The sequence below is a fragment of the Acetobacter vaccinii genome, assembly GCF_008365315.1.
GTDB lineage: Bacteria > Pseudomonadota > Alphaproteobacteria > Acetobacterales > Acetobacteraceae > Acetobacter > Acetobacter vaccinii.
Genome location: NZ_CP043506.1, coordinates 628,992 through 654,189, shown reverse-complemented (window position 1 = coordinate 654,189; position 25,198 = coordinate 628,992). Strand labels below are relative to the sequence as shown.

The following is a 25,198-nucleotide window of genomic DNA, read 5'->3' as shown; positions in this document are numbered from 1 at the left end:
GCAGGAACAGCGGATGATAACAAAACGCGATGGGTCCGTGGCGCAGGACGTTCCTCCAGGGCTTAGCTATGCTGGGGTTTGCAAGCGTTATGGTCAGTTTACAGCCTTGGACGGGATCTCTCTGGACGTTGGGCCCAGAGAGTTTGTGACCCTGCTTGGTCCCAGTGGTTCGGGAAAATCCACGCTGCTGGGGCTTGCTGTTGGTAGTATTGAGGCTGATGCCGGGCATATTGCTATTCGTGGGGTGGATGTCCGACGGCTTAAGCCCCATGACCGTAATATTGGTATGGTCTTTCAGCGGTATTCGCTTTTTCCCAACAAGACGGTTGAAGAGAACATTGCCTACCCATTGCAGATACGCAAAATTCCCAAGCCTGAGGTAGCCGCCAGAGTAGCTGCTATCGTGCAGACCATGGGGCTAGGTGCTCAGGCTGCGCGCTATCCAGCGGAGATTTCCGGCGGGCAGGCCCAGCGCGTTGCTGTGGCTCGGGCGCTGGTGTTCAACCCTGATCTGTTGCTTATGGATGAGCCTCTGGGGGCGCTCGACAAGCGGCTGCGGGCAGATTTGCAGCAGGAAATTCGCAGGCTCCAGCATGAGTTTGGTATTCCGACCCTCTATGTCACGCATGATCAGGACGAGGCCATGTACCTCTCTGACCGTATCGCCCTGTTCAATCATGGGCGGATTGTGGCGCTTGGCACCCCGCGGGAGCTGTATGAAAACCCAGCCTCGGCATGGGAGGCAAGTTTTCTGGGTGATGCCAATCTGTTTGCAGCCGAGGATATTCGTATCAGCGCCGGGGAATGTTCGGCTGTTTTGACGGGCCTTGGGGTTGCAGTCCGCACCCAGGCACCCCGCACACAACATGAGCATATGCAGGTCATGATCCGTCCCGAGTATGTTCATATCGGGGATAATGTGCGTGATGATATGACACGTTTTAAAGCGCGCGTAATCGACGTTATCTACCTGGGCGCACGGCAGCGGGTTACGTTGGAACTGCCAGGGGCAATCAGGCTGATAGCAGAGCTACGGCCGTGGGAAACACCGGGCGAACCGGGAGCAGAAGTTCTCTGTGGCTGGCGTGACCATCATAGCCGTGTTGTGGAGGCATAGCGTGGCGCTGGGGGCTGTCCTATCCCGCTTGCGCCCCAGTCTGTGGGGGGGCGGGCAGCAGCGCGACCTGTGGCTGTTTGTGCCGGGGCTGGTGCTGGTGACCGGGTTTGTGATTATTCCTATACTCTACCAGATCTATCTGTCGTTTATAACGCCTGCGGGATTGGGCCTTGGTGCCTATCGTGATTTTCTGGGGCAACCGCAGTATCGTCTGGCGTTGGCCAATACGGTCTTTTTTTCTACTGTGTCAGCCGTGGGAGCGGTGGGGCTGACGTTTCCGGCCTGCCTGTATGTCAGTCGGTGCCGGGATGTTATCGTCAGGCTGTTTACAGGCATACTCGGTGTGGCGCTCGCACTTTCTGGCCTTGTCCGGGCGGTCTCATGGCAATTATTGCTCGGGCGCACGGGCATTGTCAGCTCAGTGCTGCAAGGGCTGGGGTTGATTAGCCACCCGTTGGATATTCTTTATACCAAAACAGCCGTTATCATCGGCATGACACAGGTGATGATGCCGATTGCCGCGATGTCGCTGCTAAACGGTTTGCGGCATGTTGACCATGAACTGGCTCATGTTGCCGTGTCCTTCGGGGCATCGCCGCTCCGGGTTGTGCTCGATGTTTACTGGCCCCAGTTACGCCGCAGTGTCGCTCAGGCTTTGCTGCTTGTGTTTACTCTGGCGACGGGGCTGTTCCTTGTCCCTGTCCTGTTGGGAGGGCCGCAGGATACGGTTCTTGGCAAGCTTATTCTGAGTGACATGACAGTGGATTTTGAAATGGGTGCCGCCCATGCTGCGGTATCCGGCGTTGCAACGCTGCTGATCATTGTCATGGCCATGGTGTTCTGCCTCATTCTGGGCGGCGGTGCGTACCATCGCAAGAGCGCAAAATGAAAAAAATCCTCAATGTTTGTGGCGCAGCCTATGCAAGCCTGATTGTTATTTTTCTGCTTTTGCCCGCGTTTGCAGTGCTCCCGGCCAGCATCGGTCGTTCGGAATTTATAGAGTTTCCACCAAAAGGGTTAACGGCATCGTGGTACTGGCAGGTATTTTCTGATACGAGTTGGCTTGAATCCGGCCTGTTGTCGCTCAGAATGTCTGTGCTGGCGGCTATTCTGACAACATTGGTGGCTGTTCTGTTTGGTATCGTGCATGTGCGGCGGGGGGATGTGCCGCGGTGGAGCATGGTGTTGGTATTTGCCCCCTTATGGGTGCCCCATGTTGTGCTGGCCTCTGGTGTATTTGCACTGTTCATGCCATCGGGCTTTGTGGGGTCTGAATACCTTTTGGCAACAGCCAATAGTGTTCTGGCATTGCCGCTGTCGGTTACGTTCATTCTTGCCTCGTTCGGCACGATTGATCCCAATTTGTGGGTTGCGGCGGCGTCCATGGGGGCACGGCCGATCACAATTCTACGCACGGTGGTTCTGCCTTTGGCGGCACTGGGCACGGTTATGTCCCTTGTGCTTGCGTTCCAGTCCGCGTGGGACGAAACAACCTTTGCGCTTTTCATAGGCCCGGTCATGACGCCGGTGCTGTCCGCTAAAATGTATGCGTATGCCAGTCAGGCAATCACCCCCGTTATTGCTGCGGTGTCTTCCATTGTCACAGGGGTGACGTTGGTTGCGACACTGGCTTTCGGGTTGCTCAGGTCGCGCTCTGTCAGCAAGAGGGGCTGAAAGCTCTGGCGCGGTTTTGGCGGTTGATATGTGAACCTGACGGGCCTGCAATAGAGAGGATGATCCCGTTGAGCAGAAACAGTGCAGTGTTTGGTCTTAATATAGACCCGATAGGCCACCATAATGGAGCGTGGCGTCACCCTCTGACCCAGGTGTCGCGTGCGTATGACATCAGTTATTCTCTGGAACTCTCCCGGATGGCAGACGCAGCCGGGTTGGATATGGTGTTCATAGCCGATGGGTTGTCGGTTAATCGGTATGCGCCAGATTCTGTTGTGCTGGGGTTTGAACCGCTGACTCTGCTGAGTGCGGTAGCGGTCAATACCCGCAATGTTGGTCTGGTCTGCACGGTTTCTTCAACATTCACAGAGCCGTATAATCTGGCAAGAATGATGTCGTCACTTGACCGGATCAGCCATGGTCGGGCGGCCTGGAATGTTGTGACAACCGCAAACCCGAATGCAGCATTGAACTTTGGGCCGGAAACATTGCCAGACCATGACAGCCGCTATGAGCGTGCTGCGGAGTTTCTGGACGTGGCAACAGCCTTGTGGACAGGCTGGCAAGCGGATGCTGTGGTGGCTGACAAAGACCGTGGTATGTATTTTGACCCGGATCGCGTTGCCGTTACGGGTCATCATGGGCAGTTTTTCACGGTTGAAGGACCGTTGAACGCCCCACGTAGCCCGCAGGGCAAGCCTGTGATTGTGCAGGCGGGTGCCTCAGCAACAGGCAGGGACTTTGCCGCGCGCTATGCGGACATTGTCTATATGGTCAGTCAGGATCTTGAGGATGCCAAAGCATATTATCAGGACATCAAGCGCCGCGCGCGCGACCATGGGCGTGCAGAGTCTGATATTCTGGTTATCATGTCCGTGCGTGTTCTTGTCGAGCAGCATGACAATGCTGCCCAGGAACGGGCCGCAGAACTGGCAGAACTGGTTTCTGCGGAAGCAACACTTAAGAGGGTCAGTAGCTTTATTGGCGTGGATCTGACCCGCTATGCGCTAGATGATGTTCTCCCGCCCTTACCTGAGGCCGATGACATACAGGGTTATCGTACCCAGCTTGCCTTGGTCCGGCGGCTAGTTCAGAGCGGGCAGGTGAGAACACTCAGGGAGCTGGCCACCAGACTGAATGGTGGGCAAGGTGTTTTGAGTTTTACGGGCGATGGGCGCAGTGTGTGTGACAATCTGCAACTGTGGTTTGAAGAAAAAGCGGCTGATGGGTTTATGATTCTGCCACAGCAGACCCAGAGAGACGCTGAGAATTTTGTAAAATTCTCCCTGCCCGTAATACGGTCAAAACCCTTTGGACGACAGCGTCCAGAGGGCGCGACATTCCGAAGCCGATTGTTCGGTTAACAGACAATGGCAGGTGTATTGCTGCACCAGACGTGGGGGAGGATCAGTGATCCCCCCTGCACTCTGTCAGTCTGAGGACTGTTGGCCGCTAGCAGCAGCGGCGATGGCCTGAGACAGACGCCCGATTGATGGCATCGTTGCGGGACGGGCGTTGGCTTACGTCGATGCAGGTATGAATATAGTCACGTGCCTGCTGTATAATAGTGTTTGCAGAAGATGCATTATTGGTCATGCGACCATTTTCATTCAGGATGGAAGCCACGCTGACATGGCGTTCGCTGGCACGTTCAATAATTTGCAGGGCCAGACCGCCGGTAATGGTCTTGAAGGCATTTTGCCCAAATATGGTCTGGCAGAGCGATGACTGTACACAGGCCTGTTCGTAAAAGGTGACAGCCGTGCGTTCATCAAGCCTGTAAAAATGCCTCTGGTACCAGGACCTTGCCCAGGTGTGCTCAAGCCCTGCGCGAAACTGCGCGCCTGCACTGGCATATACAGGGCGTGTGCTGGCATGGGTGCTGCGGGCGGCAAGCCATGCGCTGGCAAAATCAGGATACTGCTCGTCGCACCAGGTGATCTGCCCATTATGGATCAGTGAGCTATAGCGGAACAGCCGTTGACCATCGACCCCATAGGCAAAGCTTGCACAGCCACAGGGGGTTTTATCCAGCCCAAGAATCAGAACCTGCGCTTTGCTCCCGGCTTTTGTGTGTTTTTGCAGGGTAAAGACATCAAGCAGCATTTCGTCTTCGAGGTTACGGGCAACATGGGCCTTGAGCCAGGACATAAAGACAGGGCCGCGGATGCCGGTCAGGGCACGGGGGCAGAATTCAAACCCCCACCACCGGGACATTTTGACCAGATGAAAGGCCAGAGCATCACGCAGGTGGAGCAGGGGGGCATCAGGGTCTTCGGGTGTGCAAAGAGAGACAATGTCACGAAAGCGCGTGACAAGAGTTTCAATTTGCAGGGAAAAACCTTTTTCAGGATCAAAATACTTTAAAAACTGTGATGGCTGTGAGTGGTCAAGGTGCCATTGCGCGTCGGAGACTGTTTCTTCTTTCATGAGAAGAGCAATCCTTTACTGACAGATAGAAACCGGCGACACCACACCGACCAGAAGTCGGGAAGTGCCGCCGGGTAGGTCGCACGGGGAAGAGGCGATAAACACACCGTATTGCAATCGAATATCAATTGCAACAAGGAAATGCATCTTTTGCAGTTCCCATGAGGGGCTGAGGGCAGGGTAATAAAAAAAGGGCTACCCGCCGGAATGAATGGCAGATAGCCCTTTTAAAAAATTGAATGCTGAACAGCGCTTACTGCACGAACTGTTCCTGCCCGGTTATGCCGAGCTTTGTGACGCCGAGGCGCTGAGCGTCAGCCATGACGTGGATGACCGTCTTGTAGCTGGCCAGCCGGTTGGGCTGGATGTGGAACTCGGGGCGGAAGTCCTCAGGCCCCGTGGCAATCTGCCGCAGCCGGGCCTGCAGGTCTTCCTCCGTTGTCACGGGTTCCCCGTTCCAGCTCAGGCTGTTGTCAAAGTCGATCCCAAGCGTCACAACCGGCACCTCGACCGTTGGCGGCGGCGGGTTGCCCTGTGGCAGGTCTATCGCAACGGACTGCGTCTGCAGCGGAATGGTGATGATCAGCATGATCAGAAGCACCAGCATCACGTCAATCAACGGGGTCGTGTTGATATCAACAATGCCTTCGTCTTCCGTCGTGCTCGACGACCCGACATTCATGCCCATGGCCATTTACTCTCTTCTGCGCCTCTGCCCTCCTCGGGCCGGGCGAGAGCACCGGGGGGCAGCGCCCCCACAGGCTCAGTTGTCCTTCGGCTTCTCGGTAATGAAGTCCACGTGGTAGATCCCGGCCTGCTGGCACGCAGCAACAATCCGGCCCACGGTTTCATACTTCACCGCCGCGTCACCCCTGATCTGGATCTGCGGCTGGGGCTTGAGCACAGCCACTTTCTCAAGCTGGCTTTCAAGCTCCTCCTGCCCATGCAGCGCTGTCTGGTTCCACCACACATGCCCGTCCGACGTGACGGCAACAACAATGTTGCTGACCTGTGTCTTTGTCGGCTGGCTCAGGTCCTTGGGCAGGCTCAGCTTGACCGTGTGGGTCGCAACAGGGATCGTGATCAGGAAGATGATCAGCAGCACCAGCATGACATCGACAAGCGGGGTGGTGTTGATGGCGGAGACGACCTCGTCCTCCCCCCCATCACCGCCGCCGACATGCATCCCCATGCGTCAGCCCACCCGGTTGGAGGCGGTCGCCGTCGTGGGGGAGCTGTCAGGACGGACCTGAATATGCTCCACCGCACCATGGCGCACGCCACCGATCAGAATGGACTGCAGGTCGTCCGCAAAGTCACGCACCTGGTCCATGGCGCCCTTGTTGCGGCGCACCAGCAGGTTGTAGCCCAGCACCGCGGGCACAGCCGTGGCAAGGCCGATGGCGGTCATGATCAGCGATTCACCCACAGGCCCGGCCACCTTGTCGATGGAGGCCTGACCGGCAATGCCGATGGCAGTCAGCGCGTGGTAGATCCCCCAGACCGTGCCGAACAGCCCGATGAAGGGAGAGGTGGAACCCACGGTGCCCAGAAAGGCCAGGCCCTTCTGCAGGCTGTTCTGGATGTTGTTGACCGCGCGCTGGATGGACATGCCCGTCCAGCTATGCAGGTCGATGCTTTCCTGCATCGTGCCTTCATGGTGCTCGGCGGCCGCAATGCCGGTGTCGGCGATGTAGCGGAAGGGCGAGGTGCTGGACAGGGCGGCGGCCCCTTCCTGAATGCTCTGCTTGGTCCAGAAGCTGCGCACCGCGTCCTTGCCAGCGGCAAACAGGCGGGCCTGCTCGATGAACTTGGTGATCATGATATACCAGGTGCCCAGCGACATCAGCAGCATGATCAGCAGCACGCCACGGGCGATGACATCACCATTGCTCCACAGTGCTCCCAGCCCGTAGGGGTTGGCCTCGGCCTGCGGGGCCGCGGCGGGGGCTGGGGCCTGTTCGGTCGGGTTGGCCACGGGGGCTGCCGGGGCTTCAACCTGCGGGGCTTCAACCTGCGGGGCGGCGGCCTGCGGGGTGGCGGCCTGCGGCTGGGCCGGGGCTGTCTGTTCCGTGCCCTGGGCCGGGCTGGCCGCGTCCTGCGCCATGGCGGCGGCGGGCAGGCCTGCGCCCAGCAGCGCCGCGAGGGCCAGGGCGGAAAGCGAAGAGCGGGACAGTCTGGTCATCGTATGCGAAATCCTCGTCCTGGAGACCCGCCCGGCGGGCAATGGCGCGTGCGGGGGAAGGGTTGGTGTGGGGGGCATGGGGTGGTCAGTTATCCAGCCGGAAGCGGATGACATAGACCTTGTGCAGTTCCTTGACCGGGGCACCGTTACGCAGGGCCGGGCGGTAACGGGCTCGGCGGACGTAGTCGAGGGCTGAAGCCGCAAAGGCCTGTCCCCCGCTGACCGAACGCACGGTGCAGTTGCTGGTCATGCCGGTTGTTTCCACGTCGCAGACCAGGGTGACCCGGCCTTCGATGTTTTCTTCCTCCATTTCTGGCGGATAGACGGGCTGCACGTTGTTGAGCGGGACCGAGCCTGCGGCGGTGTCCGGCACGTTGGGTGCGGGCACGGGTGCGGGCGGGGCCTCGGCGGTCTGGCGCTGGGGTGCCGGGGGTGCCTTGGGCGGTGTGCGCGTGACGTGGCGGATGGGCGGCTTGGGCGGCGGCGGCACCACGATCTTGGGCGGCGGGATGTAGGGCGGGGGCGGCACGGCCATAACCGGCGGCGGGGGCGGTGGTGGAGGCGGCGGCGGAGGTGGGGGCGGCGGTGGCAGAATGCGCGTCTGCAACGGCGGCTTGTGCACAGGCGGGGCCTCACCGCTGCCCATGCCATACATCAGGCCAAGCACGCCAAAAACGTGGGTCAGCAGTACAAAAACAAGAATGGCAATGCCTAGGCCACTGCCAAGCCGCAGGGCACGGCCCTGCCAGCCCGCTGCGTCAGGCGCTATAGCAGGCACGGGGGTTTTTTCAGGCGGTACCGGGTCTGTCGAATTGGTTGTCATAGTCTGGCGTCTTCTGTTCTGGAACGTGCCAGATGCCCGAGCAGCGACAGGCCTGTGGCCCAGTCATGCAGTCTTGCGCTGTTACCCATGTGGCCATAGGCCCCCATCGGCACGAATGTGGAACCCCATTGCAAGGCCAGATAGCGCGCACGTGTGGGTGTGATCCACGGGTCATTTGCACTGGTGACAAGAATGGAGGGAAAAGGCAGGCGGCGGGTAGGCAGGGGGCGGAAGTCAGCAACACGCTGGCGATCGGCTCCGTTGTGTTCTTCCGTATCGGCAGGGGCGACAAGCAGGGCCCCGGCAATTTTACTGGCAGCCTGCGGGTTCTGCCCTGCCCAGCGTGCGCTGAGTATGGCCCCAAGGCTGTGCCCGGCAAGGAGCACTGGCTGGTGGATGTCACGCAGGCTTTGCTCCAGCCTGGTTGCCCAGCGGGCATAGTCTGGCTCATCCCAGTTGTCCTGCTCGACACGGCTGCAGGAAACCCCTTGCCTGGGCAGCAGGTTTTGCCAGCAGGTTTGCCAGTGCGTGTCATCGGAGCCATAGAGGCCCGGCACGGTCAGCACATGGTAAGGGGCCAGCGCCTTGGGCACGGCTGTGCCCTCTGGCCGTGTTGAGGGCAGGACAAAGGAGGGCGGCGTGCCGGGCAGCAATGGCGGCACACCTTGGCTCTGGCCAGCAGAAGGGGTCATGACGGGCATTTTCCGTGCTGTTACGGCGCTATGGCTGATAAAATTGCACTGCTGGACGGCGCTGATGCATGGCGCATCGTGCTGTCAAAGCGGTGGGGCATGGCGGTGGCGGATGGCAGACATCGGCTTGCGTGTGTGCCAAAGCCAGCCTTGCTGGCGTAGATTGGCCGCGACGTGGAGGTGGAATGACCTTTCCATGGGGCCACAGGTCGATCCAGCAAGGGGCGGGAGCTTGTAACATCCTCCTGCCCGAAGTCTGGTTCGATCTGGGTGGTCATATCCTGTTTCTCCATGCTGAAATGCATTTTGTAAGTGGTTTTTACAAAGCACATAATACACCCGTTAAAATGGGTGGCAATAGACGAAATTAAATGTGTGAATTTGCTGCAATTTAATATGCAAAATAAAATAGTGTATTTATGGCATGGTGCAGCACCTCTGCCATGGGCCAGACCTTCTGTCGTCTAAAGGTCTGGCCTTTTTTGGCAATCAGGCGCCGGGTTTGGCTACAACACGGCCTTCAAAAGCAATGTCGTCCAGGGCGACACGGTCGGAGGGGACTTCCCGCTCACGCAGGCCTTCTGGCAGCAGGCTGGCCTCACCTTGCTGGCCGATGATGATGGCAGCGTGCAGTTCATGGTCTTCGGGCAGGTCGAGGCCAGCGTGGGCCAGTGCCTTGTCAAAGCCAGAGATAGGGTGTGCCGCCAAGCCCTGCTGGTTAGCTTGCAACTGGATCAGCACCGAGGCTGCGCCAGCATCAAAAGCATGCGTGGGAGACGGAATGGGCTCGCCCGTTTTGCTGGAAATGCTGACCGTGCGGGAGGCAACGTAAATAATGGCAGAGGCATTCTGCGCCCAGGACTGATTGAACGGGATCAGCCAGGACAGGTGGCGATCCCATTCCGGTGTGCCGCGCAGGGCGTAGAGAAAGCGCCATGGCTGGGCGTTATAGGCGGACGGTGCCCAGCGTCCTGCTTCCAGCAGGCGCAGCAGGTCAGCCTTGCCCAGCGGGGCAGGGGTAAAAGCGCGGGGGGACCAGCGCTCCAGAATAAAAGGGGCGACAGGGTAGGTGGGGTTGCGGTTGGTACTGTTGGTCATGCTCAGATGTCCTTCAGGCTTTGGGCGTTATGGCCCTGTGCCAGGTTGTGCTGGGAGAGAGTGAACGCACGGGCTGGTGCGTGGGTGGCATGATTATGCAGGTTCAACACTGAGACTATGGAACGTGCGGCCAAACCACGCCAGTGCGTAGGGTGATCCGTCGCGCAGGGTAATGTCGGTGACCTGGCAGAGAACAATGTCATGCGAGCCACTGCTGTGAATACTGGCAATAGGGCCGCTGAGGGTTGCTACAGCGTTGTCGAGCACCGGCACGCCAAGGGCGCTGGTGTGCCAGTCCACCCCTGCAAATTTTTCATCCTGACTGAGGCTGCTGCGGGCAAAGCGCCCGGCAATATCCTCATGCCCGGTCTGAAGAATGCTGATACCCAGCACTCCATTAGTGACAAGGGCGGCATGGGCACGGCTGGAGCGGTTGAGGCAGACCAGAACGGTTGGGGGTTCAGTACTGACACTGCAGATGGCAGATACGGTCAGCCCATGGCGCCCGGCCTCTCCATCCGTCGTGACCAGCACGACTGGGGCGCTGAGGCGGCTCATGGCCTCGCGGAACAGGTCGGGGTCAAGAGCCTGGGTGGAAGGGGCGGCGGCAGGGTGCGACATGGTGGTGGTTGGTCCTTGTGGTCTGGAAAACATGTGATCTGTGCAGGGTCGGGCGGGCATGACCTATGGACGTTATTGCGTATTGGTGGCCTGGCTGAGCAGGGTCGCCAGGTCTTGTGCGGCGTCGGGCAGGTCGTTGCGCTGGAGGAGAATGGTCTCGATTTCCGGCAGGGCGGGCAGGTTGTCTGCCGGTATGGTGGGCAGGCCTTCCGCCATGGCAAAGTGGCGGGTGCGGCAGCTAATGCCCAAACCACCCCGGATACCGGCCCGCAGGGCGGGCAGGTTGTGGGTTTCCAGCACAATGCGGTGGTTACGCTGTGCCTGACCAAGCGTGCGCAAGGTTGCATCGCGGAAGCGGCAGGGGGCATCGAGGAGGACCAGAGGCAACTCCTCCAGTTCCGTAGCGGCGGAATCACCCAGCCATACCATTCTGTCCTGAGCGATGACCTTCCAGTGTGCACCCGGTCTGTCCCCGTGTTGGCCAAGGCACAGCACAAGGTCGAGTTTGGCGCTGTCAAACTGTTCCAGCAGTTCGGTGGACCCGCCGACGCGTACTGTCAGCCGTGCTCGCGGGTGTTCGGCCCGGAAACGGGCGAGTACTTCGGGCAGGATGGTATCGGCAAAGTCCTGCACCAGCCCAATGCAGATGGGGTCCGGGTCCTGGGGAAAGCCCAGCGTGTGCATGATACGGTCGTTGAGTTCCAGCAACTGGCGGGCATAAAATACCAGTTCCTCCCCGGCGGGGGTCAGGGTCAGCCTGCGGCCTGTCCGGCGGAACAGTTTTTGCTGCAGTACGTCCTCAAGGCGTTTCATTTGCAGGCTCAGGGCAGACTGGGTCAGAAAAATGACTTCTGTCGCCTGTGCCATGGAGCCAGCTTCTACAATGGCAACAAATGACCGTAGCAGTTCGGTAGGAACGTTACGGGTGATTTTTTGTGGAAGGTGCAAGGCGGGGGGAGGCATGGCGAGGGCGTTTCCGATTCATAACAACCACAAAAAAGAGTAATTTTTATTTATCACGAAAAATACGTAATTAATCAATTGCATATAGTCGTTTTCAACAAATTAAAAGTTTGAAAACAAACTATCAACGCATATTTCCGTGGAATTGAGGTGATTTGTCAATCACCTTTCGGGAAGCCGCTATTCTGGCTGTGCCTGTATACTGTAGGCGATTGAGACAGCGCGGCTGCGGGGTATGTCGGTGGGTGAGGGCGGGGCTTTGGCTACCTGATTAATGGGGTAGTCAGGTCAGGTACGGGGCAGTGTTAGACATGCGCCTGCACTTTGTGCTGGGGGCATGATCGGGGTTAAAGAAACTTTTAATTTCAGGGCAATATCATTCTTGCCGCTGTATCAATCTACCTGTGGCGCATTTCCATAATGCGGCCAGAAGGACGAGCGGATGGCTATAAATAGGCTCCCTGCGCCGGGTAAGTAGTATAGCCATAAAGGCATGACGTGGCGGCGGAAGAGGACTATGCAAATAATAGAATGGGTATTGTGTCATTATTGCATAATGAATCAGCGCGAAAAAACAAAATATTAAGGGTAGTCACTAAATTGTGATTGGTGCCAAATTGTGGATTGTCCTTACAAAAGTGAAGTGATTTTCTGTGTCTCCAAGTAATATTTAAAAATATTTCCGACACTAAACTGTATGAGATGAAGTATGAAAAACATATTGAAAAACATATTGAAAAATATATGTCTCTGTTCTCTTTTGGTGTCATTGAGTGGTTGCTATAGTATAGGAAATTATAAACTTGGGAAAGACCAGGATGAGTATTCAAAAACCCTCATGGATACAAATAAGAGGCAAACGCTCTTAAATATTGTCCGGCTCCGTTATGCCGACACTCTGGGCTTTCTGGATACCACGCAATTAATATCAGGCTACCAGTTGCAACGGAGCGCCTTCCTGGGCGTTGCGTCCGATACATTCCCCATACGGCCTAACGGAGGGATCGCGGCGCAGTTGCAGGAAAGTCCGACATTTACATTCCAGCCTATCAGCGGGGATTCATACGCGCAGAGTTTCCTGCATCCTCTGTCACCAGCCAACCTGTTGCCTCTGGCCATGGGTGGGCTGCCGATTGACGTGCTGATGCAGATTTCTGTGCAGTCTATCAACATGATGAGCAATAACCGGTCATTTTCAAAAAATGCCGGTGATATTGATGATAATGTTGATATCCATAGCGAGGATTTTTTTGAGGTAGTCCATAATCTGCGCCTGCTGCAGGCGGCGGGCCTGCTGGGGATCCAGTTGCAGCAGGTGCCTGAGGTTTCAGGTAAAAGCCCCGCAGTCCACCGTGTTTTCCTGAGTATTCTGTCTACCTCCGACCCCAGGCTGGCTGATGTCGTGGCGAAGACCAGACGTGCGCTCAACTTCACCAAAACCGATAAGACGATGGAAGTGGTGTATGGCGTGGGCAAGCCCCGTCCGGGGGAAATCAGGCTGCTGACCCGGAGCATGCTGAGTGTGTTTGGGCAGTTCGCGTATCAGATCCATGTGCCCAATAAGGAAGTGGCGTCAGGTAGTACCATACGATATGCCGGCCCGCCGGGTCATGAAGATGACAATAATCTCATGAAAGTTTATGTGGGGCAGCAGAAGCCTGATGACTGCTTCGTCTCTGTTTTTTATGACAATTATTATTACTGGATCGCAAAAGGGGATTTTCCAAGTAAAGTGTCTTTTACGATTACCCAGATGCTTTTCGAACTTTCCAGAACCACTAAAAATCCCAGCGCTATTGTGACAATACCAGTCAACTGATCGCAAATAGCTTTGTATCCGACAAGGAGCATGCACGATGGTTACCACTCCGACTTCTGATCAGCCTTTTCATTCTCTTATCAGCACATCCCTGGCAACACCGGCCCTGCGGGCTGATCGCTGGGTCTCGGTATTGTCCGTGGCGCGGAAATGGGCAGAGCAGGATAGCCCTTCGGTTCGGGAAAGCCTGACAAAGGCCTTGCAGGACTTGGAAGAAATTGAGCGTTTTTTTGCCTATCCTGGGCAGGCTCTGCTGGAAAACCTCAAGCATTGGCTGACTGAAAACGATGCAAAAAACTTTTTGCGTCTGTCTCAGCGGATTTCTGGCACTATTGTGTCCAAGAAATACCATCGCGATGTCACGGCCTGGAACCTTGATGACCAGGAGGATGACACGTTCAATCGCCTGCCGCAGGCCATCACGCACCAGAAGAACACACCCTACTTTGAGGTGCTGAGCGTTGTGCCGCATGCGCCCTCACGCTGGCGCCTGATCCAGGAAGAAGTGCGCGGTGTCCGCCGTGCGGAAGATGATTTTGTTTACCAGACCGTTGTTGTCGGTAACGCGCAGGATGCGCTGACGGGTATTCTCCTCAACCCCGATATCGGTGCGGTTGTCCTGTCCGAGGGCTTTGCCTCGCAGGGGGGGGACAAAAACCCGCTGCTTGAGGTTTTCAACAGCATTATCGATTTTGAAGCCTCGTCCAAGGATGATGAAATTCTGGTGCTGCAGGTGGCGCAGGCTATCCGCAAAATCCGCCCAGAGCTGGACATCTATCTGCTGAGCGACAGAAACATCGAAAGTCTGGCAGGCAAGCCGGAGGTGCGCTTTATCAACCGCATCTTCTATCAGGTGGAAGAGCCGCTGGAACTGCACCTGTCCATTCTTGAGGGTATTCGCAAGCGTTACAGAACGCCGTTCTTTGACAACCTCAAGCGCTATGCCCAGCGCCCGATTGCCACTTTCCATGCCTTGCCGATTGCTCGTGGTAAATCCGTGTTCACGTCGAACTGGATTAGCGATATGGGCGAGTTCTATGGTCCCAACCTGTTCCTGGCGGAAAGCTCGGCCACAACAGGTGGGCTGGACAGCCTGCTGGAGCCGACCGGCAACATCAAGGAAGCGCAGGACAAGGCCGCCGCCGCATTTGGGGCCGACCACGCGTTTTTTGTCACCAACGGCACGTCCACCAGCAATAAGATGGTCCTGCAGGCTCTGCTTGCACCGGGTGATATCGTTATTCTGGACCGTAACTGCCACAAGTCACACCATTACGGGTGCGTGCTGGCAGGGGCGCAGCCATATTATGTGGAGGCATTCCCGCTTGTGGAATATTCCATGTATGGTGGTGTTTCCATACGGACCATCAAAACCGCACTGCTGACGCTCAAAAAGCTGGGTGAACTGCACCGCGTCAAAATGGTTGATCTGACAAACTGCACGTTTGACGGCCATGTGTACGATACGCGCCGGTTTATGGAAGAATGTCTGGCCATCAAGCCAGACCTTGTCTTCCTGTGGGATGAGGCCTGGTTCGGCTTTGCCCATTGGTCGCCTCTGCTGCGCCAGCGCACGGGCCTTGGGGCCGCTGCGATTATTGAAGACGCGCTGAAGCAGCCCGAAGCCCTTCAGGCTTGGGAAGAGCAGCAGAAACTGCTGGGTGACAACCCGACAGATGAGCAACTGCTGGATACACGGCTGGTGCCCGACCCGCGCGCGGTCAAACTGCGTGTTTACCAGACAAACTCGGTCCACAAGTCCATGTCGGCTCTGCGGCAGGGCTCCATTGTCCTGGTGCGGGACGTGGACTTCGCGCATGTTGAATCCCAGTTCCATGAAGCTGTGTTTACTCATGCGTCCACCAGCCCCAATCTGCAGATCATTGCATCGTTGGATGTGGCACGCCGCCAGATGGAGCTTGAAGGCTATGGGCTGGTTGCCAATGCCTTGCAGATTTCGCTGGAAATTCGCAAGCACATCAACAGCCACCCGATCATTTCCAAGTATTTCAAGGTGCTGAACAGCGCGGAAATGATCCCCGATGCTTACCGGGCTTCCGGCCTGACAGACTATAACGACGCCGATATCAGCTGGGGCAAGGCTGTCCAGTCGATCAGGAGTGACGAGTTCCTGCTGGACCCCACCCGGATGACCCTGTTCTGCGGTGCTGCCGGGTTTGACGGGACAACTTTCAAGAACATTCTGGCTGACAAATTCAACATCCAGTTGAACAAGACATCCAGAAACAGTGTTCTGCTGCAATCCAACATCAACAATACACGCAGTGACATTGCTCTGCTGATCCGTGTGCTGCTGGATATTTCGCAGGATATTGAAAAGAAGCTCCAGCATGATGAGGACGGTTACTGCCGGAAATTCCAGAGCCGTATCACGTCTCTGGTTGATGACCTGCCGGACCTGCCCAACTTCAGCCGCTTTGACGACCGTTACCGCGATGACGCAACCACGGACGCCCTGCATGGTGACATCCGGCGCGCGTTCTACGATGCGTATAATGAGGCAGAGTGTGAATATATTCTGCTGGACAGCCCGGACATCGACAAACGCCTGAAAGATGGCCCGGTCCTGGTGTCCGCCAACTTTGTTATTCCCTACCCGCCGGGTTTCCCCATTCTGGTGCCAGGGCAGGTGATAACCCAGTCCATTGTTGATTTCATGCGCAAGCTGGATGTGAAGGAAATTCACGGCTTTAACAGGGAAGCTGGCTTCAAGCTTCTCAAGCGCACGGGGCAGGGTGGCGGCGCCTAACAAACGCTGTCACAAGGCACCCCTCCTGATCATTCTTCAGGAGGGGTGTATTTGTTTTAGCGGTGTTGTCCGGGATCAAGGAATGTACACATGATACTACATTGGGTTGCGGAGACGCTGCGGACCAATGCTGAACTGGCGATCTTTCTCGCCCTGGCTGTTGGTTTTTGGGTTGGGTCGCTCCGCTTTGGCAGCTTCAGCCTTGGCGCGGTGACAGGTACGTTGCTGGCTGGTGTTATTATTGGCCAGCTTGATATTACTATCTCGCCGCATGTTAAATCCGTCTTCTTCATCATGTTTTTGTTTGCTGTGGGCTTTGGTGTCGGGCCGCAATTTGTGCGCGGCTTGGCAAATGATGGTTTTCCACAGGCTATTTTTGCCGTTGTGGTCTCATCGCTCTGCCTGTTGTGTGTTTATATTGCTGCGGCAGTGTCGGGGTATGGTCCCGGCATGGCGGAGGGGCTGCTGGCGGGGTCACAAACCATTTCGGCCTCCATTGGTCTGGCGACGGATGCCCTTAACCGCAGTGGTCTGGCCCCGGAGAAAATACAGTCCGAGTTGAACGCCATCCCGGTTGCTTATGCTGTGACGTATCTGTTCGGCACGGTGGGTACCGGGTGGATTCTGGCGTTTCTTGGGCCAAAGCTGCTTGGGGTCAATCTGGCGGATGAATGTCAGCGCTACGAGCGCGAGATGAACATCAAACCCGTGAATGAAGATGCCGAGATTGCCTGGCACGACTATATCATGCGGGCGTACAAGATTGTCACGCCCGGTCTGATTGCGGGGAAAACGGTTATTGAAGCCGAAAAAACCACGCATTCCAGAATTTTTCTGGAAAAGCTGCGCCGTGATGGTCAGATCATCAGCTTTGATGACAGCACGGTGTTGCAGGTTGGGGATGTTGTTGCCGTCTCCGGCCCGCATGACGCGCTGGTTTACTGGTCCAACCACGCCGAAGAAGTGGCGGACCGGGAACTGCTGGAAATCTCGATTGAAACCGTTGATGTCGTTGTGACCAACAAGGCGCTGGATGGGCGCAAGCTGATTGACCTGTCCCAGGCCAGCTATGCACGCGGGATTTTTATCAACGCCATCCATCGTGGGTCGATGAATGTTGATATCCCGGTGTTTTCGCAGACAGCGCTGAACCGTGGTGACATTGTTAACATCACGGGTAGCAAGCAGCGGGTGGAAGCCGTTATCAAGGAGGTTGGTTACGCTGACCGCCCGACCAACGTGACCAGCATGGTGCTGGTTGGCGCGGGTATTTTCCTCGGTGGTCTGCTGGGTGCCATTATCATTCCGGTTGGGGGGGTGCCCATTACGCTGTCCACCTCTGGCGGGGCGCTGATCGCAGGGCTGATCTTTGGCTGGTTGCGCAGTGTGACCCCCAAGCTGGGCAACGTGCCTGCTGCGTCGGTCTGGTTCATGAACTCGGTTGGCCTGAATATCTTTATTGCCGTTGTTGGCATTGCGGCCGGTCCGACCTTTATCAAAGGGCTGAAGGAAGCCGGGGTTGGCGTGTTTTTCTGGGGTATTTTTGCCAGTGCCGTGCCCATGATTCTGGCCCCCCTGATCGGGAAATATATTTTCCGTTTTGACCCGGCTCTTAACCTGGGGTGCTGTGGTGGGGCGCGTACCAGCACGGCATCGGTGGCCATGGTGGCAGATGTGGCCAAAAGCAATGTGCCCATGCTGGGCTATACGGTGCCTTACGCGGTCAGCAATACGCTGCTGACAATGTGGGGCCTTGTGATTGTTCTGCTACTGTCCTGAAGGCTCAGTCGCATGTGTGCCCATGCCCGGTATTCTGCCCGGCATGGGCCGTATGCAGGTGGGAAGAGTATGGACAGTAAGACCCTTTTCCGTCAGAAATGAGGGTAGAAAGTGTTCTGAAAATTTTTGCATAACAGAGTGTTCCTGCCAGAACGACTTGTCCTAAGGTGGTTTGAGATCTCATGCTTGTGCGCGGTTTTCAGAATTTTGCTGGCAAAACGGTTATTGGGGCAGGCGGGCGTTGTGCCATATTGCCTGCCTTTTTGCTGCTTGGCGGGTGCGTCTCGCGCGAGGCACCCAGCTTTCCGCTCTGTGGGGCGTATTTCCCGGCCTGGATGTTTTGCTCACTCTTTGGCATCGGTGTTGCCTTGGGCCTGCGCGCGCTTTTCCTTTACATCGGTCTGGACGCCATTCTCAGCTTCCGGCTGTTTACCTATGTGGCTTTGGGGCTTATCGCCGGTCTTGTCCTGTGGTTGCTGGTTTTTGGGCCTTGAGAAATGGATCGCGCGCGTATGACCGTCAATAAGCGTCTTGGTGTTCTGATTGCTGTCCTGTGTATCGGCCTGGCGACAGTGACCGTTCTCTATGTCATGCATCGGGACAACGCCTATCCCACAAGCGACAGCGCCTCGCTCGATGCGGAGCTGGTGCATGTGGCGGCTGTTGTCGGCGGCCGTATTGTTGACCTGCGTGTGCAGGAAAACCAGCATGTGCATAAGGGTGAGATCCTGTACCGTCTGGACCCCGAACCTTACGATCTGGCTGTCCGTCAGGCGGAAGCGAACGAGGCCATGCTGGCCGCACAGCTTGATACCCAACGCCGCCTGCTTGCCGCGCGGGAGGCCCAGGCTGCTATCGCGCGGGATCAGGTGACACGGGCGCAAAGCAACCGGGACCTGACCAACCGCACGGTCAAGCGCCTTAGCCCACTGGCCGGGCAGTCCTATATCCCGTGGCAGCAGTATGATCAGGCGCGGGTTGCCCAGAATGATGCCGGGATTTCCCTGTCGCAGGCGCAACAGCAGTCCACGGCGGCAGAATTGGCCGTTGGTGATCTGGATGGCCCCAAGGCCGCCCTTGCCGCAAGTCAGGCAGCACTGGCTCTGGCCCGCTATCAGCGCGAGCAGACTGTTGTTGTTGCACCGGCGGATGGTTTTGTAACCAGTCTGCGCGTGCAGCGGGGGGAAGTGCTGGCGCCCTCCCAGGTGCTGTTTACCCTGATTTTGGATGACGCATGGTACGCCATTGCAAACCTGCGCGAAATCAATCTGTCCGTGGTCCATAAGGGCGACTGCGCGACTGTTTATTCCATGATCGAGCGCGATGTTCCCATCAAGGGGCATGTGGCCAGCATAGGCTGGGGTGTCATGTCGGGTGATTCCGCAGGCATTGCCCGCACATTGCCCTTCGTCCCCCGGGAAATGGACTGGGTGCATGTGGCACAGCGCTTTCCCGTACGGGTCCATCTTGATGCCCCGCCCCAGCAGCTCATGCGTATGGGGGCCACAGCAACGGTTGAGATCCGGCATGGCGCAGCCTGTCACTGACCTTAACCCCCCGGCACTGACAGCCGCCAAATTATGGCAGTTGGTGTGTGACCCGGCACCGGGTCGGCTGGCCTATGCCATGCGTATGGCGGCTGGCTGTACAGTAACCGTGCTGGTGGGCGAGATCTGGCAAATTCCTGACCTGGCCGTGCCCGCGCTGGTGACTATGGCGCTGTGGCAGAAAGACAGGATGAGCAACGTGCTGGTGGCCGTTGCGGTCAACATCCTTGTCCTGCCTCTGTTGGCTATGATTTTTGGCGGCATCTGCCTGACATTGGAGACGCCTGTTGCGTTTGTGTCGCTGATTGCCCTGCTGTCGATGGGTTTTTTTTTCCTCTCGTCTGCCAGCAAGCTCAAGCCTGTGGCTTATATGCTGGGGCTTATTGTGGTGTTCGGCCTGGTTGTGGTCGAGCAGGTACCTATTGGTGAACTTATAACCAGAGCGTTGCTGTACACGGACCTGTTCGTGTCGGTGCCCGGCGCGGTTATGATTGTTCTGGGGCTGCTGATCTGCCCCTCTCCCAAACGGGTGCTGACGGATGATATTGCAGCCTGCCTGCGTGTCAGTGCCGTGCTGTTGCGTGGCCCCAGTGCGCGTGACCATGCCCATGCCACCTTCATGCTGCGGGAAGGTCTGTCAGATGCAGGCAAGCTTGTGCGTCTGGCGGGTATGGAAAAAATATGGGACCCGCATGATCTGGCCTGTCTGAAACAGGCCGCCAATTCTGCGGTGGCTGTTCTGGCCTTGGCTGAAGCTGAAATTACGCGGGCAGGTCCACCCGCCCCGTGTCCGATAGAGTTGATTGACGCTCTGGAAAGCATGGCGAATGTTTTTGCCACAGGGGCTTACCCCAAGCATGTTGACCAGCCAGCAACACCGCCAGACCAACCGGCTTTTCAGGCCATTGCCCGCGTGCTTGTCAATTTCACCCAGCTTGGGGAACCTACAGCGGAGCAGCCTGCCAAACCCAAAAAGAAAGACGGCTTTTTTGCTGCCGATGCCTTTACTAACCCGGAGCATGTGCGCTTTGCCCTAAAGGGCACGGCGGCGGTTATGGTCAGTTATGTTTTCTTCCTGTTCATCAACTGGCCCGGCATCCATACCTGTGTCATCACCTGCTTTATCATAGCCCTGCCGACCATGGGCGAAATGATCGCCAAGCTGCGGCTGCGTATTGTGGGCGCGCTGATTGGCGGCAGCATTGGTATTTTGTCGATTATTTTCCTTCTGCCGCATCTGGAGGGGATTACCGGCTTTCTGGGTTTTGTGTTTGTGGTGTCGCTGTTTGCTGCCTGGATCCGGGTTGCGGATGAAAGAATTGCCTATGCCGGCTTCCAGATCGGGCTGGCCTTTTATCTGAGCGACCTGAAAGGCTACGGCCCGACAAGCGACATGGCGACAGCGCGCGACCGTGTTGTGGGCATTCTGGTCGGTATTTTTATTACCTATGGTATTTTCAGCAGTTTCTGGCCCTCCAGCGCGTATGGCGCTGTGGCAACACGGCTGAAAACAGTGCTGGAAAGCCTGGGCCGGTTGCGGGCCGCTACCACACCGCAGGAGCAGGTGGCCTGCATGGCGTCCTTGCAGGAGGCTGTTTCCAAGGGGGAGCAGCAGGTGGAATATGCCAAGGCGGAATCTCAGAACATGCGCGATCGTATGGCGCAGCTGGAGCTTTTTGAAGGGGCTTTTGTGGATGCCGGACGCCTGGGGACAGAAATTCTCGATGGCACACAGCCTGCGTTGGTAAAGCGGATTGCTACTCTGGAGGCCTTGGCATCATGACATCCTATCGGTTTTTTCCTGTCTTTGCCGGGGTGCTTGTCTTGGCAGGCTGCGCCACGTCGGAACTGTCAACAGCCCCCAGCAGCCCCAGCCAGCCCTGGGCGCCGGAGGTCACAACAGACGGAGGGCTGTCCCTGTCCCGTGGGGGTGCGGGGCGGCATGGTCTTGTGCTGCCGTCGGGCTTTACCCTGCCGTCCGACCCCAGTGTGGTGGCGCAGGCAGCATCGCCCACATTGCCGGAGCAGAATGGCCACGCCTATACGCTGGCGGAACTGATCGATGTTGCCCAGTCCTCCAACCCGCAAACCCGACGGGCCTGGAATACCGCGCGGGATGCGGCTCTTGCTGTGGGGATTATCAAGTCTACCTATCTACCGTATCTGAGTGCGACTGTTGTTGGTGGGTGGTCTCATAGCAGCAGTCAGACATCCGACGTCACGCTGGATGCTGGTAATTATGGGTCGATCTCGGCCGATGGTCTGCCCCAGCGTCGGGGTGGTGGCAGTGGCAGTGTGGAAACACTGAGCCTGAAGTGGCTGCTCTTTGATTTTGGCCGTCGTGAAGCCTTGGTCAGAAGCGCCAAGGAGGCCCAGCTTGCCACCAATGTGCTGTTTACAGGGGCCCACCAGAAAATCATTTATGGTGTCAGCATTGCGTTCTATACGCATGCCGCCGCCACAGCCCGGTCCCACCTGTTGCAGGAAGCCGTGCGGAATGCCCGCCGGGTTCAGGCCGCTGCCGAGGCCCGGTTGCAGCAGGGGCAGGGCACTATTGTGGATGTTACCCAGGCCCGCCAGCTGACTGCCCAGGTCACTTTGCGGCAGGTCAAGGCGGAAGGGGATGATGAAGACACCTATCTGGCGCTGCTGACTGCCGCAGGTGTTTCCGCCAACGCCCATATTGCTCTGGCGGATGTATCGGGCCGCAGCCTGACCCCGGCGGATGCAACCCTGAGCGATGATATGATCAAGAGCGCAGTCGCCCGGCGGCCGGATGTGCTGGCCGCCTATGCTGCGGCCCGCTCTGCCCGCAACCGGATTACGGCGGCGCGGGATGCGTTCCGGCCCAGTATCTTCATGACCGGGAACGTGTCTTACATGAGTGGCGGCCTCAACCTGACATCCGTGCCAGGGGCTGGCAATGATTCCACAAGCACGCTCAATATGTCGGGCAACCGTTTCAGCACCCTTATCCTGGGTGGCATTACGGTACCGATTTTTGATGGTGGTTTGCGTGCGGCCCTTCTCAAACGGGCGCAGGACCAGTCAGACAGTGCGGATGCAACATTGCGGCAGGCTGTAAATGACTCCATCCAGCAGATTGTCACGGCGCAGAGTGCCCTGCACACAAGCCTGAGCGCCTATAGTGCGGCCCAGACCCTGCACACAGCCGCCCAGACCAGTTTTGATGCTGCATTAACATCTTACCGTAGCGGTGTGGGGTCGGTGACGCAGACGGAAATTGCCTGCAACGGCCTGCTGGATGCCCAGATCAATCAGGCTGATGCCTATTATGCCAGCCTGATAGCGGCAGCCAGTCTTGCGTTTGCAACGGGTGCGATCGATCAGGGCAATGCCAGCCATGCCCCTGCGCTGACCCCGCCGGTCTGAGGGATAAGGCGCCGCCCTTACAAAAAAGGCGGTAGCGCAGCGGCTACCGCCTTGGAAGCAGGGCCCATAAGGCAGGCGCTCAGGAGCCTGTGCTGGCCGCGACGGCACCAGCCTTGCGCGCTTTTTTGCGTTCCATGCGTTCCTTCATGGCCATGCGCTCGTAGCGGATGCGTTGTCTGATCCAGTTGAGCATGCCCGAAATGGTCAGCACGAAAATACCAACGAATGTCCAGCTATCCAAAGGCTGTTTGAACACAAGGTAACTCAGCACCACGCCCCAGATCATCTGGGTGTATTGAGGCAAGGCTACCCGGTTTGCCGGGGCGCGGGCAGTGGCCAGCATCATCAGCAACTGGCCCAATGCGGCCAGAAAACCATAGCCAAACAGATAGACCCATGCTTCCACACTGGCAGGCCATCTTGCGTGCAGGCCCATAAGCACACCATTGCCGACCAGAGGGCCGATCAGGCTGGAGCCAAAGAGCGACAGCCGAACGCCCTCGGTGCTGGCAAGCCGGTAGGCAATAACACTGCCTGCGTTGGCGACAGCGGCAAGCAGAGCGCATAAATGCCCAAGGTTGAGCGGTCGCACCCCAGGGCGCAGGACAATGAGAACCCCGACAAAACCAAGAACAACAGCCAGCCATGCCCAGGCTGTCACTTTCTCTTTAAGTAGCACGACAGAAAGAATGGTGACAAACAGCGGCATCAGAAACATCAGCGACAATGCTTCTGGCATGGGTAGTAGCATGAAGGCTTCCACACTGGCAGCTGTGGCCACAAACACACAGGCTGCCCGCAGGAACCACATGGCTTTCTGCTGTGGACGCACGATGTCGAGGTAGGATTCATGCGGTTTGCAGATGAACGGCAGGATCAGAAACCCGAAAACGCCACCTGAAAATGCAACTTCAAAAGGGTCAAGCTGCCCGGCAAGAAGTTTGGAAAAAGCATCGCTGATCGAAAAGGAAGCGTAAGCTCCCAACGCCAGCGCCATGCCGGAGATAAGGGTTCTTGGGTCCATTGCCGCACGCGCCGTGTTGCTGTGGTAAGGTAGGGTTCGGTGTCGTTCCCGGTCATGGCCGGGGGAAGGACAGGCAGAGGGTCATACTCTCAAACATGGGCCAACAGGAAGCTGTTTCTGCGCTCTGCGTTGGCTGACCATGATGGGGCTGTGCTGCGCAGGGCGCAGCCAGTTGCTCAGGAGGCAGCGATAACCTGCCTTGCACGTATGATGCAGCACATCGGCCCGGCAGGGCAAGTCCATGGCGGCATGTTTTTATCGGCTCTAGAAAACCCTTGACAGGAAACTGATAGAAACGCTTTGCTCAACACCATACACGCGCAGCCTATAGGTTGTGCTGTTCGTACGCGTTAACGTGAAACAACGCACAGAACCTGACAGCATCAATGGCTGCGGGGCTGTGCGCCTGTGTCTTTGCAGCCGTCTGCCCGTAGTCCTTGGCTGGGAGACATTGATTATGCCAATTTCACATGCTTCCTCCACACCCGTTATTACCCGTGTCCGGCACGAGCTTGCTGTTCGCACTCTGGATGTGCTGGCCGTCACACGTCTGACACCCCATATGATCCGGGTCACACTGGGGGGGGCGGAACTGGAAGGTTTTGCCAGTGCCGCTCCGGATGACCACATCAAGATCATGGTGCCTGATCAGGACGGCACCATTGTCCGCCGGGACTATACCCCCCGCCATTATGACCGGGAGACCGGCACCCTGCTGCTGGACTTTGTTGACCACGAGGGCGGGCCTGCTGCCGCGTGGGCACGCAGTGTTGTGCCGGGTGGCACATTGCAGATTGGTGGGCCACGTGGGTCGCAGGTTATTGGCGGGGAAATCCGCCACTGGCTGCTGATCGGGGACGAGACAGCCCTGCCAGCCATAGGCCGCCGGGTGGAAGAACTGCCCGCCCACACCACGGTGACAACGCTTGTTGCCGTGCCGGGGCCGGAGGATGAACAGGTTTTTGCAACTGCCGCCCAGCATACCGCGCATTGGGTCCATAGGCCGGTGGCACAGGCAGATCAGGCGGAGGGCCTTCTTGCCGCGCTTGAAAAAATTGTTATTCCGGAAGGCACATTTGTCTGGGTCGGAGCGGAGGCCAGCGTTGCCAAGGCTGTCAGGCATGTGGTGCAGGAACAGCGCCAGCACCCGGTCGCTTGGCTCAAGGCATCAGGCTACTGGCTGAAAGGGCAGGCGGATGCCTCCGTCAAGGATATTGGCCCCCAGTCCTGAGCATGTGGTGTGCAGGCCCATTACGGCCTGCA

General features: G+C 57.4%; 23 protein-coding genes. 12 read left to right on the top strand and 11 right to left on the bottom strand.

Translation table 11 applies throughout. The features are described from left to right. Window positions 1-13: 13 nt before the first annotated feature. From FLP30_RS02890 to FLP30_RS02875, 4 genes are all read left to right on the top strand, one after another. Window positions 14-1,117 (top strand): ABC transporter ATP-binding protein, encoded by a 1,104-nt coding sequence (locus FLP30_RS02890; RefSeq protein ID WP_149278512.1) that lies wholly within the window; start codon window positions 14-16, stop codon window positions 1,115-1,117. After that, complete coding sequence (locus FLP30_RS02885; protein WP_149278511.1) at window positions 1,077-2,006, top strand: ABC transporter permease; 930 nt, start codon at window positions 1,077-1,079, stop codon at window positions 2,004-2,006. Before FLP30_RS02890 ends, FLP30_RS02885 begins: the two co-directional genes overlap by 41 nt. Next, a complete protein-coding gene (locus FLP30_RS02880) occupies window positions 2,003-2,791 on the top strand; it encodes an ABC transporter permease (RefSeq protein WP_149278510.1) in 789 nt (262 codons plus the stop codon). Before FLP30_RS02885 ends, FLP30_RS02880 begins: the two co-directional genes overlap by 4 nt. Before the next feature lie 68 nt (window positions 2,792-2,859). Continuing rightward, a complete protein-coding gene (locus tag FLP30_RS02875; protein ID WP_168200035.1) occupies window positions 2,860-4,155 on the top strand; it encodes an NtaA/DmoA family FMN-dependent monooxygenase in 1,296 nt (431 codons plus the stop codon). An 88-nt stretch (window positions 4,156-4,243) separates the two neighbouring features. On the opposite strand, the gene FLP30_RS02870 is transcribed toward FLP30_RS02875, so the two are convergent. The 10 genes from FLP30_RS02870 to FLP30_RS02825 form a co-directional block, all read right to left on the bottom strand. Then, window positions 4,244-5,221: a hypothetical protein gene (locus FLP30_RS02870; RefSeq protein WP_149278508.1), complete on the bottom strand. Its 978-nt coding sequence runs from the start codon at window positions 5,219-5,221 to the stop codon at window positions 4,244-4,246. Window positions 5,222-5,474: 253 nt separating this feature from the next. Then, complete coding sequence (locus FLP30_RS02865) at window positions 5,475-5,909, bottom strand: ExbD/TolR family protein (RefSeq protein ID WP_149280176.1); 435 nt, start codon at window positions 5,907-5,909, stop codon at window positions 5,475-5,477. A gap of 75 nt (window positions 5,910-5,984) precedes the next feature. Continuing rightward, the gene (locus tag FLP30_RS02860) at window positions 5,985-6,413 is read right to left on the bottom strand and encodes an ExbD/TolR family protein (protein WP_149278507.1); all 429 of its coding nucleotides are present in this window, start codon (window positions 6,411-6,413) and stop codon (window positions 5,985-5,987) included. A 3-nt stretch (window positions 6,414-6,416) separates the two neighbouring features. Further along, the gene (locus FLP30_RS02855; RefSeq protein ID WP_149278506.1) at window positions 6,417-7,406 is read right to left on the bottom strand and encodes a MotA/TolQ/ExbB proton channel family protein; all 990 of its coding nucleotides are present in this window, start codon (window positions 7,404-7,406) and stop codon (window positions 6,417-6,419) included. Between the two features lie 85 nt (window positions 7,407-7,491). Further along, window positions 7,492-8,229, bottom strand: a complete 738-nt coding sequence (locus FLP30_RS02850) for an energy transducer TonB (protein ID WP_149278505.1) — start codon at window positions 8,227-8,229, stop codon at window positions 7,492-7,494. Further along, window positions 8,226-8,921 carry an RBBP9/YdeN family alpha/beta hydrolase gene (locus tag FLP30_RS02845; protein WP_168200034.1) on the bottom strand — a complete coding sequence of 232 codons (696 nt, stop codon included), beginning with the start codon at window positions 8,919-8,921 and terminating at the stop codon, window positions 8,226-8,228. Before FLP30_RS02845 ends, FLP30_RS02850 begins: the two co-directional genes overlap by 4 nt. A gap of 20 nt (window positions 8,922-8,941) precedes the next feature. Further along, window positions 8,942-9,214, bottom strand: a complete 273-nt coding sequence (locus FLP30_RS02840) for a hypothetical protein (protein ID WP_149278503.1) — start codon at window positions 9,212-9,214, stop codon at window positions 8,942-8,944. Between the two features lie 196 nt (window positions 9,215-9,410). Continuing rightward, window positions 9,411-10,019, bottom strand: coding sequence for a nitroreductase family protein (locus FLP30_RS02835; protein ID WP_149278502.1), 609 nt, complete (start codon window positions 10,017-10,019; stop codon window positions 9,411-9,413). A 93-nt stretch (window positions 10,020-10,112) separates the two neighbouring features. Then, complete coding sequence (locus FLP30_RS02830; protein WP_149278501.1) at window positions 10,113-10,640, bottom strand: flavin reductase; 528 nt, start codon at window positions 10,638-10,640, stop codon at window positions 10,113-10,115. A gap of 72 nt (window positions 10,641-10,712) precedes the next feature. Further along, window positions 10,713-11,603 (bottom strand): LysR family transcriptional regulator, encoded by an 891-nt coding sequence (locus tag FLP30_RS02825; protein WP_149278500.1) that lies wholly within the window; start codon window positions 11,601-11,603, stop codon window positions 10,713-10,715. Between the two features lie 709 nt (window positions 11,604-12,312). On the opposite strand from FLP30_RS02825, the gene FLP30_RS02820 reads away from it, so the two are divergent. From FLP30_RS02820 to FLP30_RS02790, 7 genes are all read left to right on the top strand, one after another. Continuing rightward, on the top strand, window positions 12,313-13,422 hold the full coding sequence (locus tag FLP30_RS02820; protein ID WP_149278499.1) for a hypothetical protein: 1,110 nt from the start codon (window positions 12,313-12,315) through the stop codon (window positions 13,420-13,422). A 37-nt stretch (window positions 13,423-13,459) separates the two neighbouring features. After that, window positions 13,460-16,192 carry an aminotransferase class I/II-fold pyridoxal phosphate-dependent enzyme gene (locus FLP30_RS02815; RefSeq protein ID WP_149278498.1) on the top strand — a complete coding sequence of 911 codons (2,733 nt, stop codon included), beginning with the start codon at window positions 13,460-13,462 and terminating at the stop codon, window positions 16,190-16,192. A 90-nt stretch (window positions 16,193-16,282) separates the two neighbouring features. Beyond that, window positions 16,283-17,971 carry an aspartate-alanine antiporter gene (gene aspT, locus FLP30_RS02810; protein WP_149278497.1) on the top strand — a complete coding sequence of 563 codons (1,689 nt, stop codon included), beginning with the start codon at window positions 16,283-16,285 and terminating at the stop codon, window positions 17,969-17,971. A gap of 182 nt (window positions 17,972-18,153) precedes the next feature. Next, window positions 18,154-18,465, top strand: coding sequence for a YtcA family lipoprotein (locus FLP30_RS02805; RefSeq protein WP_149278496.1), 312 nt, complete (start codon window positions 18,154-18,156; stop codon window positions 18,463-18,465). A gap of 18 nt (window positions 18,466-18,483) precedes the next feature. Next, on the top strand, window positions 18,484-19,518 hold the full coding sequence (mdtN, locus tag FLP30_RS02800; RefSeq protein WP_408834552.1) for a multidrug transporter subunit MdtN: 1,035 nt from the start codon (window positions 18,484-18,486) through the stop codon (window positions 19,516-19,518). Then, entirely contained in the window at window positions 19,499-21,301 is a 1,803-nt protein-coding gene (locus FLP30_RS02795) for an FUSC family protein (protein WP_149278494.1), read from the top strand. The genes mdtN and FLP30_RS02795 overlap by 20 nt, the downstream gene beginning before the upstream one ends. Continuing rightward, window positions 21,298-22,911: a TolC family protein gene (locus tag FLP30_RS02790; RefSeq protein ID WP_149278493.1), complete on the top strand. Its 1,614-nt coding sequence runs from the start codon at window positions 21,298-21,300 to the stop codon at window positions 22,909-22,911. The genes FLP30_RS02795 and FLP30_RS02790 overlap by 4 nt, the downstream gene beginning before the upstream one ends. A gap of 79 nt (window positions 22,912-22,990) precedes the next feature. Here the strand turns inward: FLP30_RS02790 and FLP30_RS02785 are convergent, their stop codons facing one another. After that, the gene (locus FLP30_RS02785; RefSeq protein ID WP_246856571.1) at window positions 22,991-23,935 is read right to left on the bottom strand and encodes a DMT family transporter; all 945 of its coding nucleotides are present in this window, start codon (window positions 23,933-23,935) and stop codon (window positions 22,991-22,993) included. 457 nt (window positions 23,936-24,392) lie between these two features. On the opposite strand from FLP30_RS02785, the gene FLP30_RS02780 reads away from it, so the two are divergent. Beyond that, window positions 24,393-25,166 carry a siderophore-interacting protein gene (locus FLP30_RS02780; protein WP_149278492.1) on the top strand — a complete coding sequence of 258 codons (774 nt, stop codon included), beginning with the start codon at window positions 24,393-24,395 and terminating at the stop codon, window positions 25,164-25,166. Window positions 25,167-25,198 lie beyond the last annotated feature (32 nt).

Coding starts and splice junctions, on each gene's coding strand:
- FLP30_RS02860 (WP_149278507.1), bottom strand. CDS start 6,413: ATGGGGATGCATGTCGGCGGCGGTGATGGGGGGGAGGACGAGGTCGTC.
- FLP30_RS02830 (WP_149278501.1), bottom strand. CDS start 10,640: ATGTCGCACCCTGCCGCCGCCCCTTCCACCCAGGCTCTTGACCCCGAC.
- FLP30_RS02855 (WP_149278506.1), bottom strand. CDS start 7,406: ATGACCAGACTGTCCCGCTCTTCGCTTTCCGCCCTGGCCCTCGCGGCG.
- FLP30_RS02815 (WP_149278498.1), top strand. CDS start 13,460: ATGGTTACCACTCCGACTTCTGATCAGCCTTTTCATTCTCTTATCAGC.
- FLP30_RS02890 (WP_149278512.1), top strand. CDS start 14: ATGATAACAAAACGCGATGGGTCCGTGGCGCAGGACGTTCCTCCAGGG.
- FLP30_RS02865 (WP_149280176.1), bottom strand. CDS start 5,909: ATGGGCATGAATGTCGGGTCGTCGAGCACGACGGAAGACGAAGGCATT.
- FLP30_RS02835 (WP_149278502.1), bottom strand. CDS start 10,019: ATGACCAACAGTACCAACCGCAACCCCACCTACCCTGTCGCCCCTTTT.
- FLP30_RS02845 (WP_168200034.1), bottom strand. CDS start 8,921: ATGACCCCTTCTGCTGGCCAGAGCCAAGGTGTGCCGCCATTGCTGCCC.
- FLP30_RS02805 (WP_149278496.1), top strand. CDS start 18,154: ATGCTTGTGCGCGGTTTTCAGAATTTTGCTGGCAAAACGGTTATTGGG.
- FLP30_RS02880 (WP_149278510.1), top strand. CDS start 2,003: ATGAAAAAAATCCTCAATGTTTGTGGCGCAGCCTATGCAAGCCTGATT.
- FLP30_RS02850 (WP_149278505.1), bottom strand. CDS start 8,229: ATGACAACCAATTCGACAGACCCGGTACCGCCTGAAAAAACCCCCGTG.
- aspT (WP_149278497.1), top strand. CDS start 16,283: ATGATACTACATTGGGTTGCGGAGACGCTGCGGACCAATGCTGAACTG.
- FLP30_RS02840 (WP_149278503.1), bottom strand. CDS start 9,214: ATGGAGAAACAGGATATGACCACCCAGATCGAACCAGACTTCGGGCAG.
- FLP30_RS02785 (WP_246856571.1), bottom strand. CDS start 23,935: ATGGACCCAAGAACCCTTATCTCCGGCATGGCGCTGGCGTTGGGAGCT.
- FLP30_RS02790 (WP_149278493.1), top strand. CDS start 21,298: ATGACATCCTATCGGTTTTTTCCTGTCTTTGCCGGGGTGCTTGTCTTG.
- FLP30_RS02795 (WP_149278494.1), top strand. CDS start 19,499: ATGGCGCAGCCTGTCACTGACCTTAACCCCCCGGCACTGACAGCCGCC.
- FLP30_RS02825 (WP_149278500.1), bottom strand. CDS start 11,603: ATGCCTCCCCCCGCCTTGCACCTTCCACAAAAAATCACCCGTAACGTT.
- mdtN (WP_408834552.1), top strand. CDS start 18,484: ATGACCGTCAATAAGCGTCTTGGTGTTCTGATTGCTGTCCTGTGTATC.
- FLP30_RS02870 (WP_149278508.1), bottom strand. CDS start 5,221: ATGAAAGAAGAAACAGTCTCCGACGCGCAATGGCACCTTGACCACTCA.
- FLP30_RS02820 (WP_149278499.1), top strand. CDS start 12,313: ATGAAAAACATATTGAAAAACATATTGAAAAATATATGTCTCTGTTCT.
- FLP30_RS02780 (WP_149278492.1), top strand. CDS start 24,393: ATGCCAATTTCACATGCTTCCTCCACACCCGTTATTACCCGTGTCCGG.